General features: G+C 71.8%; 20 protein-coding genes. 10 read left to right on the top strand and 10 right to left on the bottom strand.

The window, feature by feature from the left end; translation table 11 throughout:
• The 3 genes from SM757_RS28570 to SM757_RS28580 form a co-directional block, all read right to left on the bottom strand.
• Nucleotides 1-202 (bottom strand): hypothetical protein (locus SM757_RS28570; protein ID WP_322467966.1); only part of this gene is annotated, 202 nt, incomplete at its 3' end.
• A 27-nt stretch (nt 203-229) separates the two neighbouring features.
• Complete coding sequence (locus tag SM757_RS28575; protein WP_322467967.1) at nt 230-1678, bottom strand: sensor histidine kinase; 1449 nt, start codon at nt 1676-1678, stop codon at nt 230-232.
• Nucleotides 1675-2349: a response regulator gene (locus SM757_RS28580; RefSeq protein ID WP_066340947.1), complete on the bottom strand. Its 675-nt coding sequence runs from the start codon at nt 2347-2349 to the stop codon at nt 1675-1677. Before SM757_RS28580 ends, SM757_RS28575 begins: the two co-directional genes overlap by 4 nt.
• An 89-nt stretch (nt 2350-2438) precedes the next feature.
• On the opposite strand from SM757_RS28580, the gene SM757_RS28585 reads away from it, so the two are divergent.
• The gene (locus tag SM757_RS28585; RefSeq protein WP_322467968.1) at nt 2439-4265 is read left to right on the top strand and encodes a serine hydrolase domain-containing protein; all 1827 of its coding nucleotides are present in this window, start codon (nt 2439-2441) and stop codon (nt 4263-4265) included.
• A 27-nt stretch (nt 4266-4292) separates the two neighbouring features.
• On the opposite strand, the gene SM757_RS28590 is transcribed toward SM757_RS28585, so the two are convergent.
• The 3 genes from SM757_RS28590 to SM757_RS28600 form a co-directional block, all read right to left on the bottom strand.
• Complete coding sequence (locus tag SM757_RS28590; RefSeq protein ID WP_322467969.1) at nt 4293-5186, bottom strand: CPBP family intramembrane glutamic endopeptidase; 894 nt, start codon at nt 5184-5186, stop codon at nt 4293-4295.
• 105 nt (nt 5187-5291) lie between these two features.
• Complete coding sequence (locus SM757_RS28595) at nt 5292-5816, bottom strand: nucleoside 2-deoxyribosyltransferase (RefSeq protein ID WP_322467970.1); 525 nt, start codon at nt 5814-5816, stop codon at nt 5292-5294.
• Nucleotides 5817-5934: 118 nt separating this feature from the next.
• On the bottom strand, nt 5935-6648 hold the full coding sequence (locus tag SM757_RS28600) for a hypothetical protein (RefSeq protein ID WP_322467971.1): 714 nt from the start codon (nt 6646-6648) through the stop codon (nt 5935-5937).
• A 237-nt stretch (nt 6649-6885) separates the two neighbouring features.
• Here SM757_RS28600 and SM757_RS28605 point away from each other — a divergent pair, with 237 nt between their 5' ends.
• The 7 genes from SM757_RS28605 to SM757_RS28635 all read left to right on the top strand — a co-directional run bounded on the left by SM757_RS28605 (nt 6886) and on the right by SM757_RS28635 (nt 13784).
• Entirely contained in the window at nt 6886-7629 is a 744-nt protein-coding gene (locus SM757_RS28605; RefSeq protein WP_322467972.1) for an ABC transporter ATP-binding protein, read from the top strand.
• Nucleotides 7626-8843: an ABC transporter permease gene (locus SM757_RS28610; RefSeq protein WP_322467973.1), complete on the top strand. Its 1218-nt coding sequence runs from the start codon at nt 7626-7628 to the stop codon at nt 8841-8843. Before SM757_RS28605 ends, SM757_RS28610 begins: the two co-directional genes overlap by 4 nt.
• A gap of 13 nt (nt 8844-8856) precedes the next feature.
• Nucleotides 8857-9603 (top strand): outer membrane lipoprotein-sorting protein, encoded by a 747-nt coding sequence (locus tag SM757_RS28615; protein WP_322467974.1) that lies wholly within the window; start codon nt 8857-8859, stop codon nt 9601-9603.
• A 336-nt stretch (nt 9604-9939) separates the two neighbouring features.
• Nucleotides 9940-11217, top strand: a complete 1278-nt coding sequence (locus SM757_RS28620) for a hypothetical protein (RefSeq protein WP_322467975.1) — start codon at nt 9940-9942, stop codon at nt 11215-11217.
• A 95-nt stretch (nt 11218-11312) separates the two neighbouring features.
• Nucleotides 11313-12461, top strand: coding sequence for a sensor histidine kinase (locus SM757_RS28625; RefSeq protein ID WP_322467976.1), 1149 nt, complete (start codon nt 11313-11315; stop codon nt 12459-12461).
• The gene (locus SM757_RS28630; RefSeq protein WP_322467977.1) at nt 12454-13287 is read left to right on the top strand and encodes a LytR/AlgR family response regulator transcription factor; all 834 of its coding nucleotides are present in this window, start codon (nt 12454-12456) and stop codon (nt 13285-13287) included. The genes SM757_RS28625 and SM757_RS28630 overlap by 8 nt, the downstream gene beginning before the upstream one ends.
• 53 nt (nt 13288-13340) lie before the next feature.
• Nucleotides 13341-13784 carry a hypothetical protein gene (locus tag SM757_RS28635; RefSeq protein ID WP_322467978.1) on the top strand — a complete coding sequence of 148 codons (444 nt, stop codon included), beginning with the start codon at nt 13341-13343 and terminating at the stop codon, nt 13782-13784.
• 95 nt (nt 13785-13879) lie between these two features.
• Here SM757_RS28635 and cutA read toward each other — a convergent pair whose 3' ends face one another.
• From cutA to SM757_RS28650, 3 genes are all read right to left on the bottom strand, one after another.
• The gene (gene cutA / locus SM757_RS28640; protein WP_066337830.1) at nt 13880-14194 is read right to left on the bottom strand and encodes a divalent-cation tolerance protein CutA; all 315 of its coding nucleotides are present in this window, start codon (nt 14192-14194) and stop codon (nt 13880-13882) included.
• Nucleotides 14195-14274: 80 nt separating this feature from the next.
• A complete protein-coding gene (locus SM757_RS28645; RefSeq protein WP_322467979.1) occupies nt 14275-15846 on the bottom strand; it encodes a M16 family metallopeptidase in 1572 nt (523 codons plus the stop codon).
• A gap of 11 nt (nt 15847-15857) precedes the next feature.
• A complete protein-coding gene (locus SM757_RS28650; RefSeq protein ID WP_066337834.1) occupies nt 15858-17204 on the bottom strand; it encodes a M16 family metallopeptidase in 1347 nt (448 codons plus the stop codon).
• 175 nt (nt 17205-17379) lie between these two features.
• Here SM757_RS28650 and SM757_RS28655 point away from each other — a divergent pair, with 175 nt between their 5' ends.
• A complete protein-coding gene (locus SM757_RS28655) occupies nt 17380-18024 on the top strand; it encodes a glutathione S-transferase family protein (protein ID WP_066337835.1) in 645 nt (214 codons plus the stop codon).
• A 120-nt stretch (nt 18025-18144) separates the two neighbouring features.
• Here the strand turns inward: SM757_RS28655 and SM757_RS28660 are convergent, their stop codons facing one another.
• Nucleotides 18145-18387, bottom strand: a complete 243-nt coding sequence (locus SM757_RS28660; RefSeq protein WP_066337836.1) for a hypothetical protein — start codon at nt 18385-18387, stop codon at nt 18145-18147.
• Between the two features lie 121 nt (nt 18388-18508).
• Here SM757_RS28660 and SM757_RS28665 point away from each other — a divergent pair, with 121 nt between their 5' ends.
• A complete protein-coding gene (locus tag SM757_RS28665) occupies nt 18509-19435 on the top strand; it encodes a LysR family transcriptional regulator (RefSeq protein ID WP_174548631.1) in 927 nt (308 codons plus the stop codon).
• Nucleotides 19436-19443: the final 8 nt, after the last annotated feature.

Consider the following 19443-nt stretch of genomic DNA (forward strand, 5'->3'; position numbering starts at 1 on the left):
CCTCCGGCCGCGCGGGGGCGGCGGCTTCCAACGGCCACAGTTGCACCACCTGCATCACCGGGCCGGCCCTCGCGGCCTGCGGCGCGGGCCCCGGCCGGCCGGGGCCGGGCCACAGGGCGACCAGCCCCAGGTGCAACGCCACGGCCAGCAGCCCTGGCAGCCAGCGCAGCAACAGCCGGTCGGCCCAGGAGCCGGCCGCCACCACAGGCCGCAAAGCCCGCCCCATGGCTCAGGCGGCGGACGGCCCGGCCACCGCGGCGGCGGTGGCGCCATCGGCGCGGGCGCCGGCCTCCGCTGCCCCGGCCTGCCAGGGCAGCTCCACCGTGAAACCCACGCCCGCGCCGTCCAGCCCGGGCCCCAGGGCGATGTGGCCGTGCAGCCGGTCCAGCGCCTGGCGGACGATGGACAGCCCCAGCCCGGCCCCGGACGCCGCCGTGCCCGCGCCGCGATAGAAACGCTCGAACACCCGCTGCCGCTCCGGCGGCGCGATGCCCGGCCCGTCGTCGGCCACCGTCAGCCGCAATCGGCCGCCCTCGCCCTGCAGCGCCACCACCACGCGCGAGCCCGGCGGGCAGTAGGCGCAGGCGTTGTTGAGCAGGTTCTCCAGCACCGAGTGGAAGGCGGCCATGTCCAGCCGGGCCGGGAGTTGATCAGGGGACTCGAAGCTCACCTCTATGCCCCGCTCGCCTGCCCGCGGCGCCACGGCAATGAGGATGGCCCGCGCCTCCTCCACCAGGTCCACCGCCCGCGCCTGCCCGGCGCCGCTGCCGTCCAGCGCCGCCAGCGTCAGCAACTGCTGCACGAGGTGCGAGGCCCGCGCCACCGCGCGCTCCAGCGCGTGCTGCGCCGCCGGCCGCTCGTCCGCGCCGGCATGCGCCAGCCGGTGCGCCTGTGCCGCCACCACCGCCAGCGGCGTGCGCAGCTCGTGCGCCGCGTCCTGCACGAAGCCCTTCTCGCGCTGCAGCCCCAGGCGGGCGCGCTCCAGCAGCGCGTCGAAGGCGGCCTCCAGCGGCTGCAGCTCGGCATAGCGCAGGCGCAGCGCCAGGGGAGAAAAGTCGTCCGGCGCGCGCGCCTGCACGGCATGGCTCAACTCGCGCAGGGGCCTCAAGCCCCGCCGCACCGCCAGCCAGGCCGGCAGCAGGACGAAGGGAAAGGCGATCAGCATCGGCCGCAGCAGCTCGGCGTTGAAGAAGGGGACCATCGCCAGGTCGTCTATGGCCGGCGTGAGCACCTGCACCCGCCAGCCCCGCGCCTCGTGCACGGCGCTCCAGTAGTCGCGCCCGGCCACGCGCACCGTGGCATGGCCCGGCCCGCCGGGCGCGGGTTCGCCTTGCAGCAGCGGCGAGGCGTGGGCGGTGTGGCCTTGTAGATCGTCCAGGCGGAACAGCATGTCGCGCGGGTCCGGCACGGGAGCGCGGCGGCGGTGCGCGTTGAACTGGCTTTCACTGGCCTGGACGATGGCCACGGCCGTGCGCTCGTCGCCCGCGGGCAGCGTCTCGGCCAGCACCTGGGCCACGGCCGCCAGCCCGTGCAGGTCGCTCACCTCGCGCCGGAAATTCAGGTAGCTCTCCACCATGAGCGCGCACCACGCCAGGCCAAAGGCCACCAGCAGCGCCAGCACCAGGCGCCGCGCCAGCGAGGGCTGCAGCCAAACCCTCATGGCAGCAGTCGGCTTCATGGCAGCCACTGGTAGCCCACGCCGCGCACGGTGCGTATGCGCGCAGCGCCCACCTTGCGGCGCAGGTTGGAGAGGTGCACTTCCACCGTGGCGCCGTCCAGCGGCTCGCCCAGGGGCTCCAGGCGCTGGCCCAGCAGGCTCTTGGACACGAGGGCGCCCGGGTTGCGCGCCAGCTCCACCAGCAGCCGGAACTCGCGCGGCGAGAGGTCCAGCGGCACGCCGTCCAGCCAGGCCTCGTGCGAGCGCGGGGCGATGCGCAGCGCCCCCAGGCTCCACAACTCGCTGGCCTGCAGCGCGCTGCGGCGCGTCACCGCGTGCAGCCGCGACACCAGCTCGGCCATCGCGAAAGGTTTCACCAGGTAGTCGTCCGCGCCGCCGTCCAGGCCGGCCAGGCGGTCCTCCAGCGCGGCGCGGGCGCTGATCACCACCACCGGCAAGCGCAGCTCGCGCGCGCGCCAGCGGCGCAGCAGCGCCAGCCCGTTGCCGTCCCCCAGGCACACGTCCAGCAGCAGGCAGTCGGCCAAGGACTGCGCGCCGCTTTCCATGGCCTCCAGGTGCAGCCCGGCATCGCGGCAGTTGCGCACCCAGACGCCGGAAATGCCCTCCTGCCGCAGCGCGGACAGCAGGGCCTGGCCCAAATCGACGTCGTCTTCAACGATCAATACATGCATGCCCAAAATTTTAGGCACGCTCACCTTTGGCTTTGCCAAAGGTCCACCTGGGCATACTCGCGCCGGCAATAAGAAAAGCCGGGAAGAAAATGACCTCCATCAAGCGCCGAAATACCCTGAAATTCCTGTGCGCCGCCGCCGCAATGCCGCTGGTGGCCGGCTGCGACGACGCCCTGCCAACGGACACCGACGCGCCCCAGGCGCTGCAAACGCCTGACGCGCTGGGCGATTTCCTGCGCGAGGACGTGGAACGCCGCATGCGCAAGGCGGGCGTCACGGGCCTGAGCATCGCCCTGGTGGACGACCAGCAATTGCCGTGGTATTTCGCCAGCGGCTGGGCGGACAAGGAAAACAATATTCCGGCCAAACCTCAGACCCAATATCGGGCCGGCTCCATATCCAAACTCTTCACCGTCGCCGCGGCGCTGCAATTTGCCGCCCAAGGAAAACTGGACCTGGATGCGCCGATTCAGGCCGTGCTGCCGGAATTCGGCATCCGCTCGCGCTTCGGCGCGGCGCCCATCACCGCGCGGCTGCTGATGACGCACCGCGCCGGGCTGCCGCGCGACGTGTTGGGCGGCATGTTCATGGACCAGCCGCAGCCCTTCGACGCCATGGTGCGGCGGCTGCGCGACGCGGAGCTGATCTGCCCGCCCGGCCTGCTGATGAGCTACTCCAACGTCGGCCTCACGGTGCTGGGCGCGGCCGTGCAGCGACTGGCCGGCGTGCCCTTCGAGGTGCACCTGCAGCGCAGCCTGCTTCAACCGCTGGGCATGGCGCAGGCCGGCTTTGCCGTGCACCCCGCCGACGCGCCGGACATGGCGGCGGCCCACGACAAGGCGGGCCTCGCGCACGAAACCGGCTTGCGCGACGTGCCCGCGGGCGGCCTGAACGCCAGCGTGCTGGACCTGGCGCGCTTCCTTTCCATGGTCTTCGCCGAGGGCCGCGCGGGCGACGCCCAGGTGCTGCCCGCGGCCTGGGTGCGCGAGATGCTGCGCCCGCAGCTCGCCGGCGGCGCCGAGGCGCTGCCCAGCCAGCGCACCGGCCTGGGCTGGATGCTGGACGACGCCCCCGACCTGCCGCCGCACGCCGGCCCGCTGGCGCACCACGCGGGCGCCACGCTCTACCACCGCGCCTACGTGGCCACCCTGCCGCGCTACCGCCTGGGCGTGGCCGTGGCCTCCAACGACGCGCGCGCCACCAAGCTGCTGCGCGAGCTGGCGCACCGGGCGCTGCGCCTGGCGCTGCAGGCCAAGACCGGGCTGCGCCAGGAGGCCGGCGCTTCGGCCACCGCCGCGCCGGCCGAGGTGCCGCTGTCCGGCCAGGAATTGGCCGCCTACGCCGGCCGCTACACGACGGAAGTGGGCCTGGTGCAGGTGCGCCCCGACGGCTCGCGGCTGTTGGCCCAGGCCCTGGGCCAGCGCTTCCAGCTGCGCGCCGACGCCCAGGGCTGGCTGCACCCGCGCTACGCGCTGCTTGGGCTGATCCCCTTGAACCTCGCCGACCTGGACAAGCTGGCCCTGCAGCGCCGCCACGTCGGCGGACGCGACGTGCTGGTGGTACGCACCGAGGGCAAGGAGTTGCTGCTGGGCGAGCGCCTGGCGCCGCCGCCGGCCGATGCGCCGCGCTGGACGGGCGTGGCCGGCCGCTACGTGCCGCTGCTGCAGCCGGGCGAGGCCGCGCTGGTGGAGCAGGTGGACGTGTTCGAGGAAGACGGGCTGCTGCTGGCCCGCGTCAAGCTGCCCGCGCGCTACGGCGATGCGCAGACGGTGGGCGTGGTGCAGCCGCTGTCCGAGACCGAGGCCCGCACGCCCGGCCCGCTGGCCGGCATGGGCGAGGTGGTGCGCCGCTGCGAGGTGGAGGGCCGCCCGGGCTTCGAGGTCGCGGGCCTGCGTTTCAAGCAGGTGCAGACATGAGGCGCTGCAGTCCGCCGCGGCGCCGGCTCAGCGCTGCAGCATCGGGTAGGTGAAGCCGATGAAGTGCGCCGCGTTGAGGGTGAAGTGCGCGGCGATGGCCGCCTCCAGGCGCCGCGTGCGCGCGTAGGCCCACCCGTAGCCCAGGCCGGCCAGGGTGGCCAGCGCGGCGTAGCCCGCGCCGCCGGGCCCGTGGGCCGCGCCGAAGAGGCCGGCCGCCACGATCACCGGCAGCGCCGCGAGCGCCGGGCGGCGGGCGATGGGTGCCCAAGCCGCCAGCCGCTCCTGGACCACGCCGCGAAAGAAGCCCTCCTCCAGCACGCAGGTCCACAGCAGCATTTTCAAGAGCCACGCGGCGGCGAAGGCGGGCCATTTCACGTCCGGCCGCACGACGCCGGCCGCCCAAGCCAGGCCCAGCACCAGCGCCGCCGTGCCCAGCGCCACGGGCGCGGCGCGGCGCAGCGTCTCGCCGGCCTGGGCGGGGGTGCGGCAGCGGCGGCAGAAACACAGCGCGATCACCAGAGCGGCCAGGCCCGCGTCCAGGCTCACGGTGAAACGCAGGGGCGCCGCGTTTGGGCTGACCTGCACGCCGTCCACGACCACGATGGGGCTGAAGCCGGGCACGAGGTGCAGGCCCAGGGCGAAGGCCAGTGCCAAGGCCGAACCGGCCAGCACGCGGCGCGGCATGGGCCGATGCACGGCCCGCGAGGCGGCCGCCAGCACGGCAAGCAGCGCCGCGGCGCCCAGGGCCCGCACATCCAGCAGCCCGGCCTGCGCGCCGGCCGCCAGCGCCGCCGCGGCCAGGGGCAGTGACAGGGGCAGTTTCAGGCGGGCGCCCAGGCGCAGCGGGGGCAACCAGACGGCGGCGATGGCCAGGGCGAGGAGAAGGGAAGGCGCGTTGTTCATGCGGTTGGCGCTGGTCATGGGCGTGAAAGCGCTCGGCTGTCCGGGGAAGGTGATTCCTTCTCGTCAGCCCTGTGGCAAGGGCGCTTCGCACCCTCGTCCGTCATACCCGGCCAGCCCGCGCGCTCACACCCCCAGCCGCCGCGCCAGCGCCGCAACCGCCTCCTCCGCGCTCGCATGGCAGGCGCACGAGCGCGCGAGCATGAGGTTCAGCGGCTGCTCGAAGTCCTCGATCAGGAAGCCGTAGGTGGCATCGAATGCCATCCCCGGCGCCGGTTCGTTGCCGCGGCCGAAGGCGGCCACCACGCGCTGGGCGAGCGTTTCATTCAGCTCGGCGTCGTACAGCGCCACCGGCTTGCCCAGCGCCACCGCGGCGCCGATCTCGAACACCGTGCCCGAGTCGGGCTCCACCGGGTTGCGAAACGCCATGGCGTTGGCGAGCACGGCGTCGCAATCGCGCAGGCGCCTCATGTTCCCCTGGTAGATCCACTCGGCCTGCGCCGCTTTGTCCAGCCCGGCCGGCATGGCATCGCCGTCCACCGGCGCCACGCCGCGCAGGCCGTGGGCGGCGCACAGGGCGCGCAGGCGCTCGTAGCGCGCGGCGGCGTCGGGGAAGAAGACGTCGGGGCCGGCAAGATAGATGGATTTCATGGCAAGCAGGTTTTTCACAAACGGCAATGCCATTGGGCCGGCATCAGCGCCTGCCAATTCTCCCATGCACAGGTTTCAGCCTCTTCACGCCACGGCACCCAGGCGCTGCAATAAGCAGTCACTGGCTGGGCGGATTATCTGTTCCAGGCCGCGGAGGCTTTGGCGGCTCCAGCGTGGCATCCAGGCCGACGGCCTTGATGGTGATTTTTCCATCCTTGTCGACCGTGATGTTCTTTTTCACATTCTCCTTGGCGTCACCTGCGTTGACGGAGGCCACGGCCTGGCTGGCATACAGCCAGGGTATTTCAAACTGCAGCAACTGCACCGCATTTTTCAATGCAATATCCAGGCGATTATTGAATTCCTCGTCCTTGAGGAATCCGTTGAGCTTGGCCTGGCAAAGGTGGTAGGCCGCGTCCCTGTAGAGCTGAAGGGCCTGCGAGCGCTTGAACAGCGATTGCCCCGTGGTGGCCAGCGCCTGCGCCAGGGAGGCACCCGCCTCCGCTGCTTTGGCCTCACCGGCCGAGGGCCCTTTCGCTGACGCCGCGGCAGCCAGGCTGGCCAATATGTCGTCCGATACGTCGGGCGAGGCTTCGGCACAAATCAAAATCGCCTTGTCAGGCAGCAAACCATTATCAAGTTTTTCGCTTGGAAAATCCCTCTGGTGGTTGACACTATTTTTCACGATCAACATGCGCCTGGAAGGCTGGATCGCAAAGGTATTCACTTGATTTTGCGCATGATCCTCAATGATGGGCTTCGCAATGGGCGGAGTAAACAAACTGCACCCCGTCAATAAAAAGGTCGGTACGGCGATGAATGCGAACTTCATGGCATTTTCCCCATAACCGTCCACGAGGACGAATATCGAATCTCACCCGAGGCCACCACCTCGGCAAGCTGTCCAAGGTCATGTCCGCCGGGCAGGCCATCTGCCATGCGCGGCGCCGCTGGCGCTGCCCAGATCGCGTTTGGCGCCACCGCGCCTGCGCTTCGTCGCACCCCTGCTGCGCCGCCCCCGCCTCCTGCCTAGCCTGCGGTCCATCGCATCGACGCCACCCGGACCACCGTGCCCTCATCTTCTGCCGCTCCCCCGCAAGCCGCCGCGCCCGTGATGGCGCTGCGCGGCCTTCACAAGACCTACCGGCTGGGCCGCCACGTCGTCCCGGCCCTGCGCGGCGTGGACCTGGATGTGCGCGCCGGCGAGATGCTCGCCCTGGTCGGCCCCTCCGGCAGCGGCAAGAGCACGCTGCTCAACCTCTGCGGCCTCATGGACCGCCCCGACACCGGCCACATCGCCCTGCGCGGCCAGCCGGTGCACGACCTCGACGAAACCCGCGCCACGCTGCTGCGCCGCGACGCGCTCGGGTTCATCTTCCAGGGCTTCAACCTCGTGCCCGTGATGACGGCGGCCGAGAACGTGGACTACCCGCTGTTCCTGGCCGGCGTGGGCGCCGACCAGCGCCGGCGCCGCGTGGCCGAGGCGCTGGCCCAGGTGGGCCTGGCCGAGCATGCCGGCCACCGCCCCGACGCCCTCTCCGGCGGCCAGCGCCAGCGCGTGGCCGTGGCGCGGGCGCTGGTGAAGCGGCCGGCCCTGGTCATCGCCGACGAGCCCACGGCCAGCCTCGACTCGCACAGCGCCGACACCGTGCTCACCCTCATGCGCTCGCTGTGCCGCGCCCAGGGCGCGGCCTGCCTCATCGCCACCCACGACGACCGCCTCACCCGCCGCTGCGACCGCGTCATCCGCCTGCGGGACGGGCGCATCGAGGCCGAAACCACCACCCCCCAGGCCGAAAGGAGCGCCGCATGAGCGGGCTGGCCTGGCTGAAGTTCGCCGCCCTCAACACCCTGCGCAACCGCCGCCGCTCGCTGGTGACGGTGGCCATCGCCGCGCTGGGCACGGCCGCGCTGCTGCTGGCCGGCGGCTTCGCGCGCTACACCTACGAGTCGCTGGCACAGGCCGCGGCGCGCGACAGCGGCCACCTCGTGGTCGCCACGCCCGCGCAGCTCGCGCAGGACGAGGACGTCCCGCTGCAGCACGGCCTGGAGGGCGCCGATGCCCTGCGCCAGGCCCTGCTGGCCGACCCCGCCGTGCGCCACGTGCTGCCGCGCGTGGAGCTCACGGGGCTGGTCAGCAACGGCGAGAAGTCCACGGTGATGATGGCCGTGGGCATCAGCCCGGACGACGAGCTGGCGATCAAGGGCCCTTTCCTCGCCGTCACCGCCGGCCGCGTGCTCACCCAGCGCGACCGCGGCGCCGTGATGCTGGGCGAGGCCCTGGCGCGCAAGCTCAAGGCACAGCCGGGCAGCGGCCTCACGCTGCTGTCCACCACCACGCAGGGCGTGCTCAACGCGCTGGACGTGGAGGTGGCCGGCACCTTCGCCACCGGCGTGCCGGAGCTGGACCAGCGCCTGGTCTACACCGACGTCGCCACCGCGCAGCGGCTGCTGGACACGCAGCGCGTCTCCACGCTGGGCGTGTTCCTGGACCGCATGGAGTCCACCGAAGCCGCGCAGGCGCGGCTGCAGGCGGCGCATCCCGGGCTGAAGGTGCAGACCTGGCAGGAGCGCGCCGTCTTCTACAAGAGCGTGCGCGCCCTCTACAACCGCATCTTCGGCGTGATGGGGCTGGTGATCTCGGTGATCGTGGTCTTCGTCGTGGCCAGCGCCATGGCCATGGCGGTGGTGGAGCGCACCCGCGAGATCGGTACCCTGCGCGCCCTGGGCACGCTGCCGCGGCAACTGCTGCGCTCGCTGGCGCTGGAAGGGCTGCTGCTGGGCACCACCGGGGCGCTGCTGGGCGCGGCGCTGGCGGCGGCCGTGTCGGTGGGGCTGCTGGTGTTCCCGGTGCAGATGCCCCCGCCGCCCGGGCGCAGCGTGGGCTACCCGCTGCAGATCGCGCTGGAGCCGGCCCTGGTCGCGGGCGTGGTCTTCGCCATGGCCAAGCTCAGCACGCTGGCCGCGGCGCTGGTGGCGCGGCGCACGGTGCGCCAGCCGGTGGTGCAGGCGCTGGCCCATGTCTGAACGCAGCGCCGCCATGAAGCGATTCCTCCTCGCCGCGCTGGCCGCCGCGGCCGGCGCCGGCTGCTCCCCCGCCCGCGCCGCGGACGACCCCGCCGCGCTGCTGCGCGCGGCCGACCGCTGGCGCCTGGCCGACGAGGACGTGCAGGTCGAGACCCGCGTGCAGGTGCTGGGGGCCGACGGCGGCGTGGAGAAGGAGCGGCTCTACACGGTGTTCGTCCAGGCCGGGCACCGCTCGCTGGTGCTCATGCGCTCGCCGGCCGAGGCCGGGCAGCGGGTGCTGATGCTGGGCGACGACTTCTGGCTGCTCATGCCCGGCAGCCAGCGCCCGCTGCGCATCACGCCGCTGCAAAAGCTGTTGGGCGCCGCCTCCACCGGCGACATCGCCACACTGAGCTGGGCGCAGGACTACGCCGGCACGCTGGTGGGCGAGGAGCAGTGCGACGGCGCGCCCTGCCGCCACCTGCAGCTCCAGGCCGTGCGGCCGGGCGTGAGCTACCAGCGCATGGAGCTGTGGCTGGGCAAGGCGCGCAGCGAGCCGCTGCGCGCGGAGCTGTACGTGCAGTCGGACAAGCTGGCCAAGCGGGCGCGCTTCGTGATGGACCGTGCCGACGCGCCCACGCAGGTGGCGGAAATGGTGCTCACCGACGAGCTCAGCCACGGCCGGCAGACGCACGTGCGCTACCTCTCGCGCCGTCCCAAGCGGGTGCCGGAGGCCTGGCTGAACCCGATGTTCCTGGCTCGCAATCCGGGGGTGGAGTGAGGGCGAGAAGAAGGGATGGAGAGGGGACGTGCGTTCGCCCTGCCAGCCCTGTGGCACTGGCGCCCCGCCCCCCACTTCGTCATTCCCGCGAAGGCGGGAATCCAGGCGGTCCCACGCCAGAGCGAAGGAGCAACGCAGGAAAAGCGCGGTTTTGGACCTTGTGACGCAGGCCCATGAGCTGACGGCCAGCTTGGGGGCCGCCTGGATTCCCGCCTCCGCGGGAATGACGAGTGAGAGGGCGAAACGCCTTGACTCTCGGGATGCCAACGAAAGCCAACGGCCCCGGACAGCGCGATGCCCGCGCCACCGCCGTAGTCCCCGCATCAAGCCAGCACCATGAAACCCACGTCCCTGCTACTCGCCTTGCTGCCGCTGCTTCTCCTGCTCCCCCTCGCCGCGCACGCGGCCCCCGACTGGAACGGCGAGCTGCGCGCCCATGCCGAGCAGCCGCTGGAGAACGCCCGCGGCCCGCTGGCCCAGGCCCACCGGCTCGCGCCCGGCACGGCGCCCACCCCGCGCGGCAGCCTGGCGCTGGAGGCCGGCCTGCGCACACAGACGGCGTACTTCGGCGCCGACCTTTACTGGCGCCAGGAGCGCTTCGAAGGCACAACCCACGGCCACGACGCCCGCGTCAACGAGCTCTTCACCGGCGGCGACGCCCCCCTGCTGGGCGAAGGCGCGGCCTGGAGCGCGGGCAAGAAGGTCGTTGCCTGGGACGTGGGCTACGGCTTCCGGCCCAACGACGTGGTGGCCCAGGAGCCGCGCCGCCTGCTGCTGCCGCTGCGCCCCGAGGGCCGGCCGCTGCTGCAGGCCGAGCAGTTCACGGCCGACGGTGCCTGGACGCTGGTGTGGGCCAACCCGCAGCAGCTCCACGCCCGCGCCGAGGACAGCCGCCGCGGCGCCGAGAGCGCCCTGGCCCTGCGCGCCTACCGCCGCGAGGGCGCGGCCGACGGGTACGGCTTCGCCCGCTGGGGGGCGCGCACCCAGGGCAGCGTGGGCGCGTCCGTGGCCTGGGTGGCCGGCGAGGCCGTCGAGCTGCACGCCTCGGCGCGCTGGATGCACAGGCACGACGGCCTGGCCGCCGGGCCGCAAGGCGGCGGCCTGGGCAGCGCCAACCCCTGGCGCGAGGCCACGCTGGGCGCGGCCTCCCAATGGCTGGTGGGCGCGACCTGGACCAACGCCGAACAGCTGAGCCTGCTGGCCGAGCTCTGGCACGACGGCACGGCGCCGCCGGACACGGCCTGGAGCGCCTGGGCGGCGCGCAACGCGGCGCTGTCGGCGCTGGGCGCGTCCGCCGCGCTGCCCGGGCCGCTGCGCCCGGCCGTGGCCGGCAACCTCGCCTGGCAGGCCACGCCCTGGACGTCCGCCACGAGCTTGCGCCGCGACAACCTGCTGTTGCGCCTGACCTGGAAGCATGAAGCCTGGGAACCGGTACTGGAGCTGTTGGCGACGCCCAGGGACCGCGGCCGCAGCCTCACCGCCGCGCTGGGCTGGCAGGGCGACCGCTGGCGCTTCGAGGGCGGGCTGCGGCGCAGTGGCGGACCGGACGGGGCCGTGCTGGCGCAGTTGCCGGTGCGGCAGGTGAGTTACCTGGCAGCGACGCTGGCGTTCTGACAATGAAGGCTTCATGGAGCCCTACAGCCCCGGACTTTCAAGCCACGCTTGAAGGCGCCCCTGGCCATTACCGCTTGGCAACCACGCAATCGCCCATGTCCGACGTGTCCAACCCGCCCGCCGCCGCCCCCGGCGCCACGCCGGTGCAGGCGCGCCTCACGCCGGGCATGGTCCTGCGCCACTTCGCGCTGCTGCTGCTGTTCAACAGCGCCATTGCCGTGGCGCTGGCGCTGCCCGCGGGCAAGCCGCTCGGGGAGCAGATGGTCTATGCGCAGGCCATTGGCTTGTCCATCTGGCTGTTCATCGACTTCGGCCGGCTGCTGCTCCAGCCGGACCCGCGCACGGGCTGGCCGCATGGCCCGCGGGGCGTGGCGCTGGCGGTGGCCGGCATCGTGGGCGGCTTCGTGCTGGGCACGACGGTGGGCGACGCTTGGGCTGGACGCAGCACTTGGGCGCTGTGGACGGCCCATCCTCAGCGCTTGGCCGGCTACGTCGCCGTCGGCCTCCTGTTCGGGGTCATGGGCAGCCTCTTCTTCTACGCGCGCGGCCAACTGGAATTCCACCGCGCGCAGCAGGCCGCGCTGGAGCGCGACGCCACGCTGGCGCGGCTGGCGCTGCTGCAGTCGCAACTGGAGCCGCACATGCTGTTCAACACCCTGGCCAACCTGCGCGTGCTCATAGAGCTGGACGCGCCGCGCGCGCAGGCCATGCTGGACCGGCTGATCGCCTTCCTGCGCGCCACGCTCACGGCCTCGTGGGCGCAGACCGCCCACGCGCTGTCGGCCGAGTTCGAGCGGCTGGCCGACTACCTGGCCCTCATGGGCTTGCGCATGGGCGAGCGCTTGAGCGTGCAACTGGACCTGCCCAATGAGCTGCGCGGCTGCCCCGTGCCGCCGCTGCTGCTGCAGCCGCTGGTGGAGAACGCCATCCGCCACGGCCTGGAGCCCCAGGTGGGCGCGGGGCGGCTGGAGGTGCAGGCGCGCCGAGAAGGCGGCGACTTGCTGCTGTGCGTGCGCGACACCGGCGTGGGCCTGCGCGAGGCCTCGCCCGCCACCGCCGGCACGGGCTTTGGCCTGCAGCAGGTGCGCGAGCGGCTGCACACGCTGTTTGGCGAGCGCGCGGCCCTCAACGTGGCCCCGGCAAATGACGATGAAGGGGGCACGCTGGCCCAGATCCGGCTGCCCTGGCCGGCCTTGGCCGCCTTGGGACAGGAGCAGAACGAAGGGAGCACGAGCCATGGCTGAGACGCCCGTCGCCACCGCGCTGATTGCCGAAGACGAGCCGCTGCTGGCGCAGGCGCTGCAGTCGGCGCTGCGCCGCGAGTGGCCGGCGCTGGACATCGTCGCCACCGTGGGCGACGGGGTGCAGGCGCTTGGCAAGGCCTTGGCGCTGCGGCCCGCACTGTGCTTCCTGGACATACGCATGCCCGGCCTCACGGGGCTGGAGGTGGCGCAGGCGCTGGCCGAGGACTGGCCGGAAGGGCATGAGCCCTTCCCGCTGCTGGTGTTCGTCACGGCGCACGACGAGTACGCCTTGCAGGCTTTCGAGCACGCCGCCGTGGACTACCTGTTGAAGCCCGTGGAGCGCGCGCGCCTGGCGCGCTGCGTGGCGCGCTTGCGCGAGACCCTGGCGGCCCGCTTGGGCGCGGCGGCACCCGCGCGGGCGCTGGACGACACGCTGGCCCAGTTGCGCGGCCTGCTGGCGCAGGCCGGCCCTGAAAAGCCCGCCGCGTCCCCGCCGCCGCGCCTGCAGGTGATCCAGGCCGGCGGCAGCGGCAGCGCCGTGCATTTCGTACCGGTGCAGGACGTGATTTATTTCGAGGCGGCCGACAAATATGTTCGCGTGATCACGGCCGAGGCGGAGCATTTGATTCGCATGCCGCTCAAGGAATTGTTGCCGCAATTGGACTCCGAGCAATTCTGGCAAATTCACCGTGGCACCATCGTGCAGGCGCGCTGCATCAAGACGGCCGTGCGCGATGAATCCGGAAAAATCCATTTGAGCCTGCGTGGCCGCTCGGAAAAACTGGCGGCGAGCCGGCTTTATGCCCATTTGTTCAAAGCATTTTGATGAAATGATGATGTGAATCAAGCATCCCGACGCACGGGACATAGGAGGAGCGTATGAACGGTATTTTTGCCCTGAAGGCGGTAACGGGTTATTCGGCGGTGCATGAGGCGCACCCGGCAGTCCATGCCGCCACGGCGGCGGCAGCGGACGATCCCGGCACGGTGTACGACATCGGCAAGGCGAGCAAGGCGGCCGAGATACTGAGCCGCTATGACCTGCACGACATTTCCTACCACGAGCGCCAGGAGCTGGGCCGGCAATTGCAGAAAGCGGGGATATTGACCGACGAGCAGATGCTGGATTTCAACTCGCCCAGCTTCATGCATTTTGACGGCAACATGCGGCCGCTGCCGGATGAAAAGCAGGATTTTGCAGGCGACGTGAAATCAGCCCTGGCCGCGGCGCGCTCGCGCATGGACGGGCAAAGGTCCGTGCCCTGGCTGGAGAAATTGGATGGGGTGGTGGAGTCGTTGATGGCGGTAGAAAATCAGGCCTGAAAACCAAAATGCCCGCGGCAGCGGGCATGGAAACTGGTTAATTTGAATCAGTACGCCAACCAAGCCGGCCGGACTTCCCGGCCGGCGGCCATGGGTTAACCCCCGCTATATTCCCCCACCCAATCCGCATAGGGCCCATGCACCCTTTCCAGCGCCAGCGCATAGATCGCCGGCAGCGTGTACGGGTGCAGTTCGCGTATCGCCTCCTCCACGGCCGAATACCGGGAAGCGACGGTCTTGAGCATCAGGCGGTATTCGCCTTCCTCCTGCAGCTTGTTTTCCCAGAGATAAACGCTTTCGATCTTCGATATCTGCGCGCAGGCCACCAGGCGGCGCTCGACCAGTGCGCGGGCGATGCGGCGCGCGTCTTCCGCGTTGGCCACGGTGGTCATGACGGCAATGGGCTTCATCGGCGGGCTCCTCTGTGCTTTGAGCGGTGAGTGAAAACGGCGAATCGGAAAACGAAGGTCAGCGGATCAGGGGTGAAGATTCAGCGTGGCGCCTGCGTCGTGGCGGGCGTCGCGGGCGAGGGCTCGGTGGCCGAGGGCACGGGCGACGATGCCGGCTCGGACGCAGGTGCGGCCACCGGCGAGGCCGGCGGTACGGCGGACGTGCCGGCCACCTGCTGCACCGTCAGGCGCCGCGCGGCGCCCACGGACGACAGGTCGCCCGCCGCCTTCAGGTCGCCCGCAATCACGCCGCGCAGCGCCTGCGCCGGCCAGTACTTCTGCGCGAAGCCCTGCACCTGCTGCGGCGTCACGGCGGTGATCTCCTCGACGAAGCCGCGCAGCTCGGCCAGCGGCCTGTCCTGCGCCACCTGGCCGGAAATCGTCGCGGCCAGGCCCCCCACCGTCTCCAGACGGCGCGAGAAGCCGCCGATCAGCGTGGCCTTGCGCGCCTCCAGCTCCTCGGCGCCCGGGGCCTCGCGGCCCAGGCGCGCCACCTCGTCGCGCATGACCTGCAGCACCTGGCCGGCGGTGCTGTTCTGCGTCTGCGCGCTGGCGCTCCACATGCCGCCGCCCGGGTGGGCCTCGGCCTCGCTGCCGGCGCCGTAGCTCAGGCCGCGCTTGATGCGCACCTCCTGGTTCAGCCGCGCGGAATAGCCGCCGCCCAGCAGCACGTTGGCGGACTGGCCGATGCGGCGCGTGATGCGGTCTTCCTTGTCCAGCGCCACGAAGGGCGCCACCACCACCACGCTGCTCTGCCCGGCGCCGGGCATGTCCACCAGCACGGTGGCGTCGCCCTGCGCCTGCGGCTGCGCGGCCACCAGCGGCGCCAGGGGCGTCTTGGGCGCGCGCCAGTCGCCGAAGTGGCGGCGGGCGAGCTGCATCGCCTGCGCCTCGGTCACGTCGCCGGCCAGCACCAGCGCGGCCTGGTCGGGGCGGAACTGCGCGGCGTGGAAGCGCTGGATGTCGGCGGTGGAGATCTTCTGCAGCGAGGCGGGCGTGGCGGAGACGCCGTAGGGCGAGTCGCCCCAGTAGGCGCGCCGCGCGGCCAGGCCGGCCACGGTGCCGGGGCTGGAGAGCGCCACGCGCAGCGAATCCAGCGCCTGGGTGCGGGCGCGCTCCAGCTCGTCCTTGGCCAGGGTCGGCCGGCGCGCCACGTCGGCGATGAGCGACAGCGCCTCGTCCAGCTTGGGCGTGGTCACGGTCATGGCCACCGTCGTGGAGCGCCAGGAGCTGCCCGTGTCCAGCGAGCCGCCCAGGGCCTCGGCCTGCTGCGCCAGCGTGGTGGCGTCCACGGGGCGGCCCTTGCGCACGGCCCCCTTGGACATGAGCGTGGCGGCCATGGAGGACAGGCCCGCCAGGCCCGCCGGGTCGGTCTCGGGGCCGGCGCGCACCAGCAGCCGCGCGCTCACCAGCGGAATGCCCGGCCGCGGCGCCACGATCACGCGCAGGCCGTTCTCCAGGCGCTGCTCCGGCATGGGCGGCAGCACGATGGGGCGCGGCGGCTGCGCCGCGGGCGGCTCGTCCACGCCCGGCGTGGCGGCCTGGAGCGAGGTCAGCGCGGCACCCAGCAGCGCGGCGGCGGCCAGGGGCAGGAGTCGGGGGGTGCGGGTCATCGAGCCTTCCTTCACGCCTTCTTCTCCGTGTAGTCCAGCGTCACGCGCGGACGCTGCAGCACATAGGTCTTGAGCACGCGCTGCACGTCGGCGGCGCGCACGGCCTGCAGCTCGGCCAGCTCGCGGTCGGCGGCGCGCGGGTCGCCCCGCTGGATCACCGCCCAGCCCACGCTTTGGGCGCGGCCGTGCGGGGTCTGGCGCTCGGCCAGCTCGCCGGTGAGCACCTGGGTGCGCACCTTCTCCAGCTCGGCATCGGCAATGCGGCGCTGCGCCAGGCGCTCGATCTCGCGCAGCAGCGCCTGCTCCAGTTGCGCCGTGGAGTGCCCGCCCGCGGCGATGGCGTAGGCCATGAGCAGCCCGGCGTCGGCATTGAGGTCGGCGCTGAAGCCGGCGGCCTGCGCCGACTGGTCGCGGTACACCAGCGCCTCGTTGAGCCGCGAGGACTCGCCGGCGGACAGCAGCGCCGAGGCCACGTTCAGCGCCGCGGCGTCGCGGCTGTCGGCGCGCGGGCCCTGCCAGATCAGCGCCACGGCGGGCAGCGGCACGGTTGGGCCGAACACCTGCGCGCGGCTGTTCTCCTCGCGCCGCGGCTCCCGCACGGTCACGCGCGGGATGGGGGTGTCGGGTTTTTTCAGCGGGCCGAAGTAGCGGTCTATCCAGGCGGCGGCCTGCGCGGGGTCGAAGTCGCCGGAGACGATGAGCGTGGCGTTGTCCGGGCGGTAGTAGGTGGCGTGGAAGGCGCGCACGTCCTCCAGCGTCGCGGCGTTGAGGTCTTCGATGCTGCCGATGACGGGGCGCTTGTACGGGTGCGCGATGTAGCCGTAGGCGGGCAGCGCGTTGAACAGGCGCCCGTAGGGGCCGGCGAGCACGCGCTGGCGGTACTCCTCCTGCACCACGGCGCGCTCGCTGTCGAAGTTGGCCTGGTCCACCACCAGCGAGCCCATGCGCTCGGCCTCGGCCCACAGGATGCGCTCCAGGTGGTTGGAAGGCACGGTGGAGTGGTAGGCGGTGACGTCCTCGGCGGTGAAGGCGTTGTTGTTGCCGCCCACGTCCTCGGTGAGGCGGTCGAAGGTGGCCGCGCCCATGTGGCGCGAGCCCTTGAACATCATGTGCTCGAAGAGGTGGGCGAAGCCGGAGCGGCCCGCGGGGTCGTCCTTGCCGCCGACGTGGTACCAGACCTGCACGCTGACCGTGGCCGTGTTGCGGTCCGGCAGCGTCAGCACCTGCAGCCCGTTGGCCAGCCGCCGCTCGGCCAGCGGCAGCGGCGGCACGCTGATGGGCGCGGGCGGCGCGGCGGCCCAGGCCGGCAGCGCGGCCAGGACCCCCAGGGCCACCAGACATTCACGGCGATTGGGCATCGGCGGTTCTCCTTCTTGGCATTCCTGCGGTGCGGCCATCCTAGCCGCGCGCCTGGGCACAATCCGCGGGCAGGCGCCAAGCCCGCGCCCACGGTGCCGGGCGCCCGCCCGCCCCGCCGGCCTGAGGGCCGCCTGGAGTCCTTGATTTACCGAGCGGCCCCGCCGCGCCATCGCCATGCAGCTCTACTTCCACCCCAGCAACGCCAGCATGGCGCCACACCTGCTGCTGCAGGACATAGGCGCCCCCTTCGAGCTGAAGTTCGTGGACCGCGACCGCGGCGAGCACCAGTCCCCCGAGTACCTCCGGCTCAACCCCAACGGGCGCATCCCGGTGCTGGTGGACGGCGACCTAGTGCTCTACGAGGCGGCGGCCATCTGCCTGTACCTGGCCGACAAGTTCCCGGATGCGCGCCTGGCGCCGCCCGCGGGCACGCCGCAGCGCGCGCGCCTGTACCAATGGATGTTCTGGCTGAGCAACACGCTGCAGGCCATGCTGATGCACTGGTTCTACCCGGAGCGCATGGTGGACAGCGGCGACGCGGCGGCCGCCTCGCAGGTGCGTGCGCAGGCCGAAGAGCACATCGCCGTGATGCTGCAGCGCCTGGACGAGCAGGTGGCCGCCAGCGGCGGCCCGTGGCTGCTGGGCGCCGACTACGGCGCAGCCGACGCCTACGCCCTCATGCTCTGCCGCTGGACCCGCCACTTCGACCGCCCGGCCCGCGACTACCCGCACCTGGGCCCCTACCTGCAGCGGCTGCTGGAGCGCCCGGCGGTGCAGCGCATGTTCGAGGCGGAGGGGCTGCAGGCGCCGCTGGTGTGAGGCGCAAAAAAGGCCGCCCCAAAAGCCAACGGGCCCTCACGGGCCCGCAGTCGTTTCAATCGCGACGAGTTTCAAACGCAACGGCCGCCTTCATGGGCAACCGTCACAGCCGTTGAAGCCTCAGCCCACGTAGTGCCGCTCGTAGCGGTCGGCGGCGCACATCAGCTCGGTGGACAGGCGCGGGTCCTCGTTGCGCAGGGCATGGGCCAGGGCGCGGACGTCGGCCACTTCCTGCTCATGGGTGCGCGGAGCCGGCGCGAACATCACGCGCAGACCGTTCCACACGCGGGCAAAGATCTCAGCGGCAACCACGGCACCGCGCGGAGCCGTGCGGCGGAAAGCGGAAACAGTGATGGCAGTCATGGTGATCCCTCTTCAGAAAACATCGATTCCTTCGATGGACTGAATACTAGGGTTTACCCCCAATTTACACAATTGAAGACTGGGCAAGCCAGGTATTAGTCAACCGCATAACATGCCCGGCATGAACTTCCGAACGCTGGACCTCAACCTGTTGCGCGTCTTCGATGCCGTGATGGCCGAAGGCAGCCTCACCCGCGCGGCCACGGCGCTGTCCATGACGCAGCCGGCGCTCAGCCACGCGCTCAAGCGCCTGCACCAGGCCGTCGGCGAGGACTTGTTCACCCGCACCGCGCGCGGCATGCAGCCCACGCCGCACGCGCAGACGCTGTGGCCGCAGGTGCGCGCCGCGCTGGCCTCGCTGCGCCAGGCGCTGGCGCCGGAAGCCTTCGATCCGCGCTCGGACGTGGTGAACTTCCGCGTCGCCCTGGCCGACGCCACCGCGGCGCTGCTGGCCCCCGTGCTGGTGGAGGTGATCGAAAAGGAGCAGGCGCTGGCCAACCTGCGCTTCCTGCCGCTGACCACGCGCGACCCGCGCCCGCTGGTGGAGCGCGGCGACGTGGACCTGGCCATCGGCCACTTCCCCTGGGTGATCCCGGTGCTGCAGTCCGAGGGGCCGGATGCCGCGCTGCGCCACGCGCGGCTGTACGAAACGGACTACGTCTGCGTCATGCGCCGCGGCCACCCGCTGGCGCAGGGCCCGCTGACGCTGGACGACTTCTGCGCCGCCCACCACCTGCTGGTGAGCTTTTCAGGGCGCCCCTACGGCCTGGTGGACGAGGCGCTCTCCGCGCTGGGCCGCCAGCGCCGCATCGTCCTGACGGTCAACCAGTTCTTCACCGCCGGGCTGGTCGTGACGCGCTCGGACCTGCTGACGGTCCTGCCCCGCCACTTCCTGCCCGCCACCGGCTACCAGGAGGAACTGGCCGTGCAGCCCATCCCGCTCACCCTGGGCAGCGTGCAGGTGGAAATGCTGTGGCACATGCGCCAGGACGGTGACCCCGCCCAGCGCTGGCTGCGCCAGCGGCTGATGGAGTCGCTGACCGAGTAGTTTTTGAG

Source organism: Azohydromonas lata, assembly GCF_034427735.1.
In the GTDB taxonomy this organism is placed as follows: domain Bacteria; phylum Pseudomonadota; class Gammaproteobacteria; order Burkholderiales; family Burkholderiaceae_C; genus Azohydromonas; species Azohydromonas lata.

What these genes read in the sequence shown, in the direction of transcription:
- SM757_RS28575 (WP_322467967.1), bottom strand. Translation starts at nt 1,678, where the DNA reads ATGAAGCCGACTGCTGCCATGAGGGTTTGGCTGCAGCCCTCGCTGGCG.
- SM757_RS28580 (WP_066340947.1), bottom strand. Translation starts at nt 2,349, where the DNA reads ATGCATGTATTGATCGTTGAAGACGACGTCGATTTGGGCCAGGCCCTG.
- SM757_RS28585 (WP_322467968.1), top strand. Translation starts at nt 2,439, where the DNA reads ATGACCTCCATCAAGCGCCGAAATACCCTGAAATTCCTGTGCGCCGCC.
- SM757_RS28590 (WP_322467969.1), bottom strand. Translation starts at nt 5,186, where the DNA reads ATGACCAGCGCCAACCGCATGAACAACGCGCCTTCCCTTCTCCTCGCC.
- SM757_RS28595 (WP_322467970.1), bottom strand. Translation starts at nt 5,816, where the DNA reads ATGAAATCCATCTATCTTGCCGGCCCCGACGTCTTCTTCCCCGACGCC.
- SM757_RS28600 (WP_322467971.1), bottom strand. Translation starts at nt 6,648, where the DNA reads ATGAAGTTCGCATTCATCGCCGTACCGACCTTTTTATTGACGGGGTGC.
- SM757_RS28610 (WP_322467973.1), top strand. Translation starts at nt 7,626, where the DNA reads ATGAGCGGGCTGGCCTGGCTGAAGTTCGCCGCCCTCAACACCCTGCGC.
- SM757_RS28615 (WP_322467974.1), top strand. Translation starts at nt 8,857, where the DNA reads ATGAAGCGATTCCTCCTCGCCGCGCTGGCCGCCGCGGCCGGCGCCGGC.
- SM757_RS28620 (WP_322467975.1), top strand. Translation starts at nt 9,940, where the DNA reads ATGAAACCCACGTCCCTGCTACTCGCCTTGCTGCCGCTGCTTCTCCTG.
- SM757_RS28625 (WP_322467976.1), top strand. Translation starts at nt 11,313, where the DNA reads ATGTCCGACGTGTCCAACCCGCCCGCCGCCGCCCCCGGCGCCACGCCG.
- SM757_RS28630 (WP_322467977.1), top strand. Translation starts at nt 12,454, where the DNA reads ATGGCTGAGACGCCCGTCGCCACCGCGCTGATTGCCGAAGACGAGCCG.
- SM757_RS28635 (WP_322467978.1), top strand. Translation starts at nt 13,341, where the DNA reads ATGAACGGTATTTTTGCCCTGAAGGCGGTAACGGGTTATTCGGCGGTG.
- cutA (WP_066337830.1), bottom strand. Translation starts at nt 14,194, where the DNA reads ATGAAGCCCATTGCCGTCATGACCACCGTGGCCAACGCGGAAGACGCG.
- SM757_RS28645 (WP_322467979.1), bottom strand. Translation starts at nt 15,846, where the DNA reads ATGACCCGCACCCCCCGACTCCTGCCCCTGGCCGCCGCCGCGCTGCTG.
- SM757_RS28650 (WP_066337834.1), bottom strand. Translation starts at nt 17,204, where the DNA reads ATGCCCAATCGCCGTGAATGTCTGGTGGCCCTGGGGGTCCTGGCCGCG.
- SM757_RS28655 (WP_066337835.1), top strand. Translation starts at nt 17,380, where the DNA reads ATGCAGCTCTACTTCCACCCCAGCAACGCCAGCATGGCGCCACACCTG.
- SM757_RS28660 (WP_066337836.1), bottom strand. Translation starts at nt 18,387, where the DNA reads ATGACTGCCATCACTGTTTCCGCTTTCCGCCGCACGGCTCCGCGCGGT.
- SM757_RS28665 (WP_174548631.1), top strand. Translation starts at nt 18,509, where the DNA reads ATGAACTTCCGAACGCTGGACCTCAACCTGTTGCGCGTCTTCGATGCC.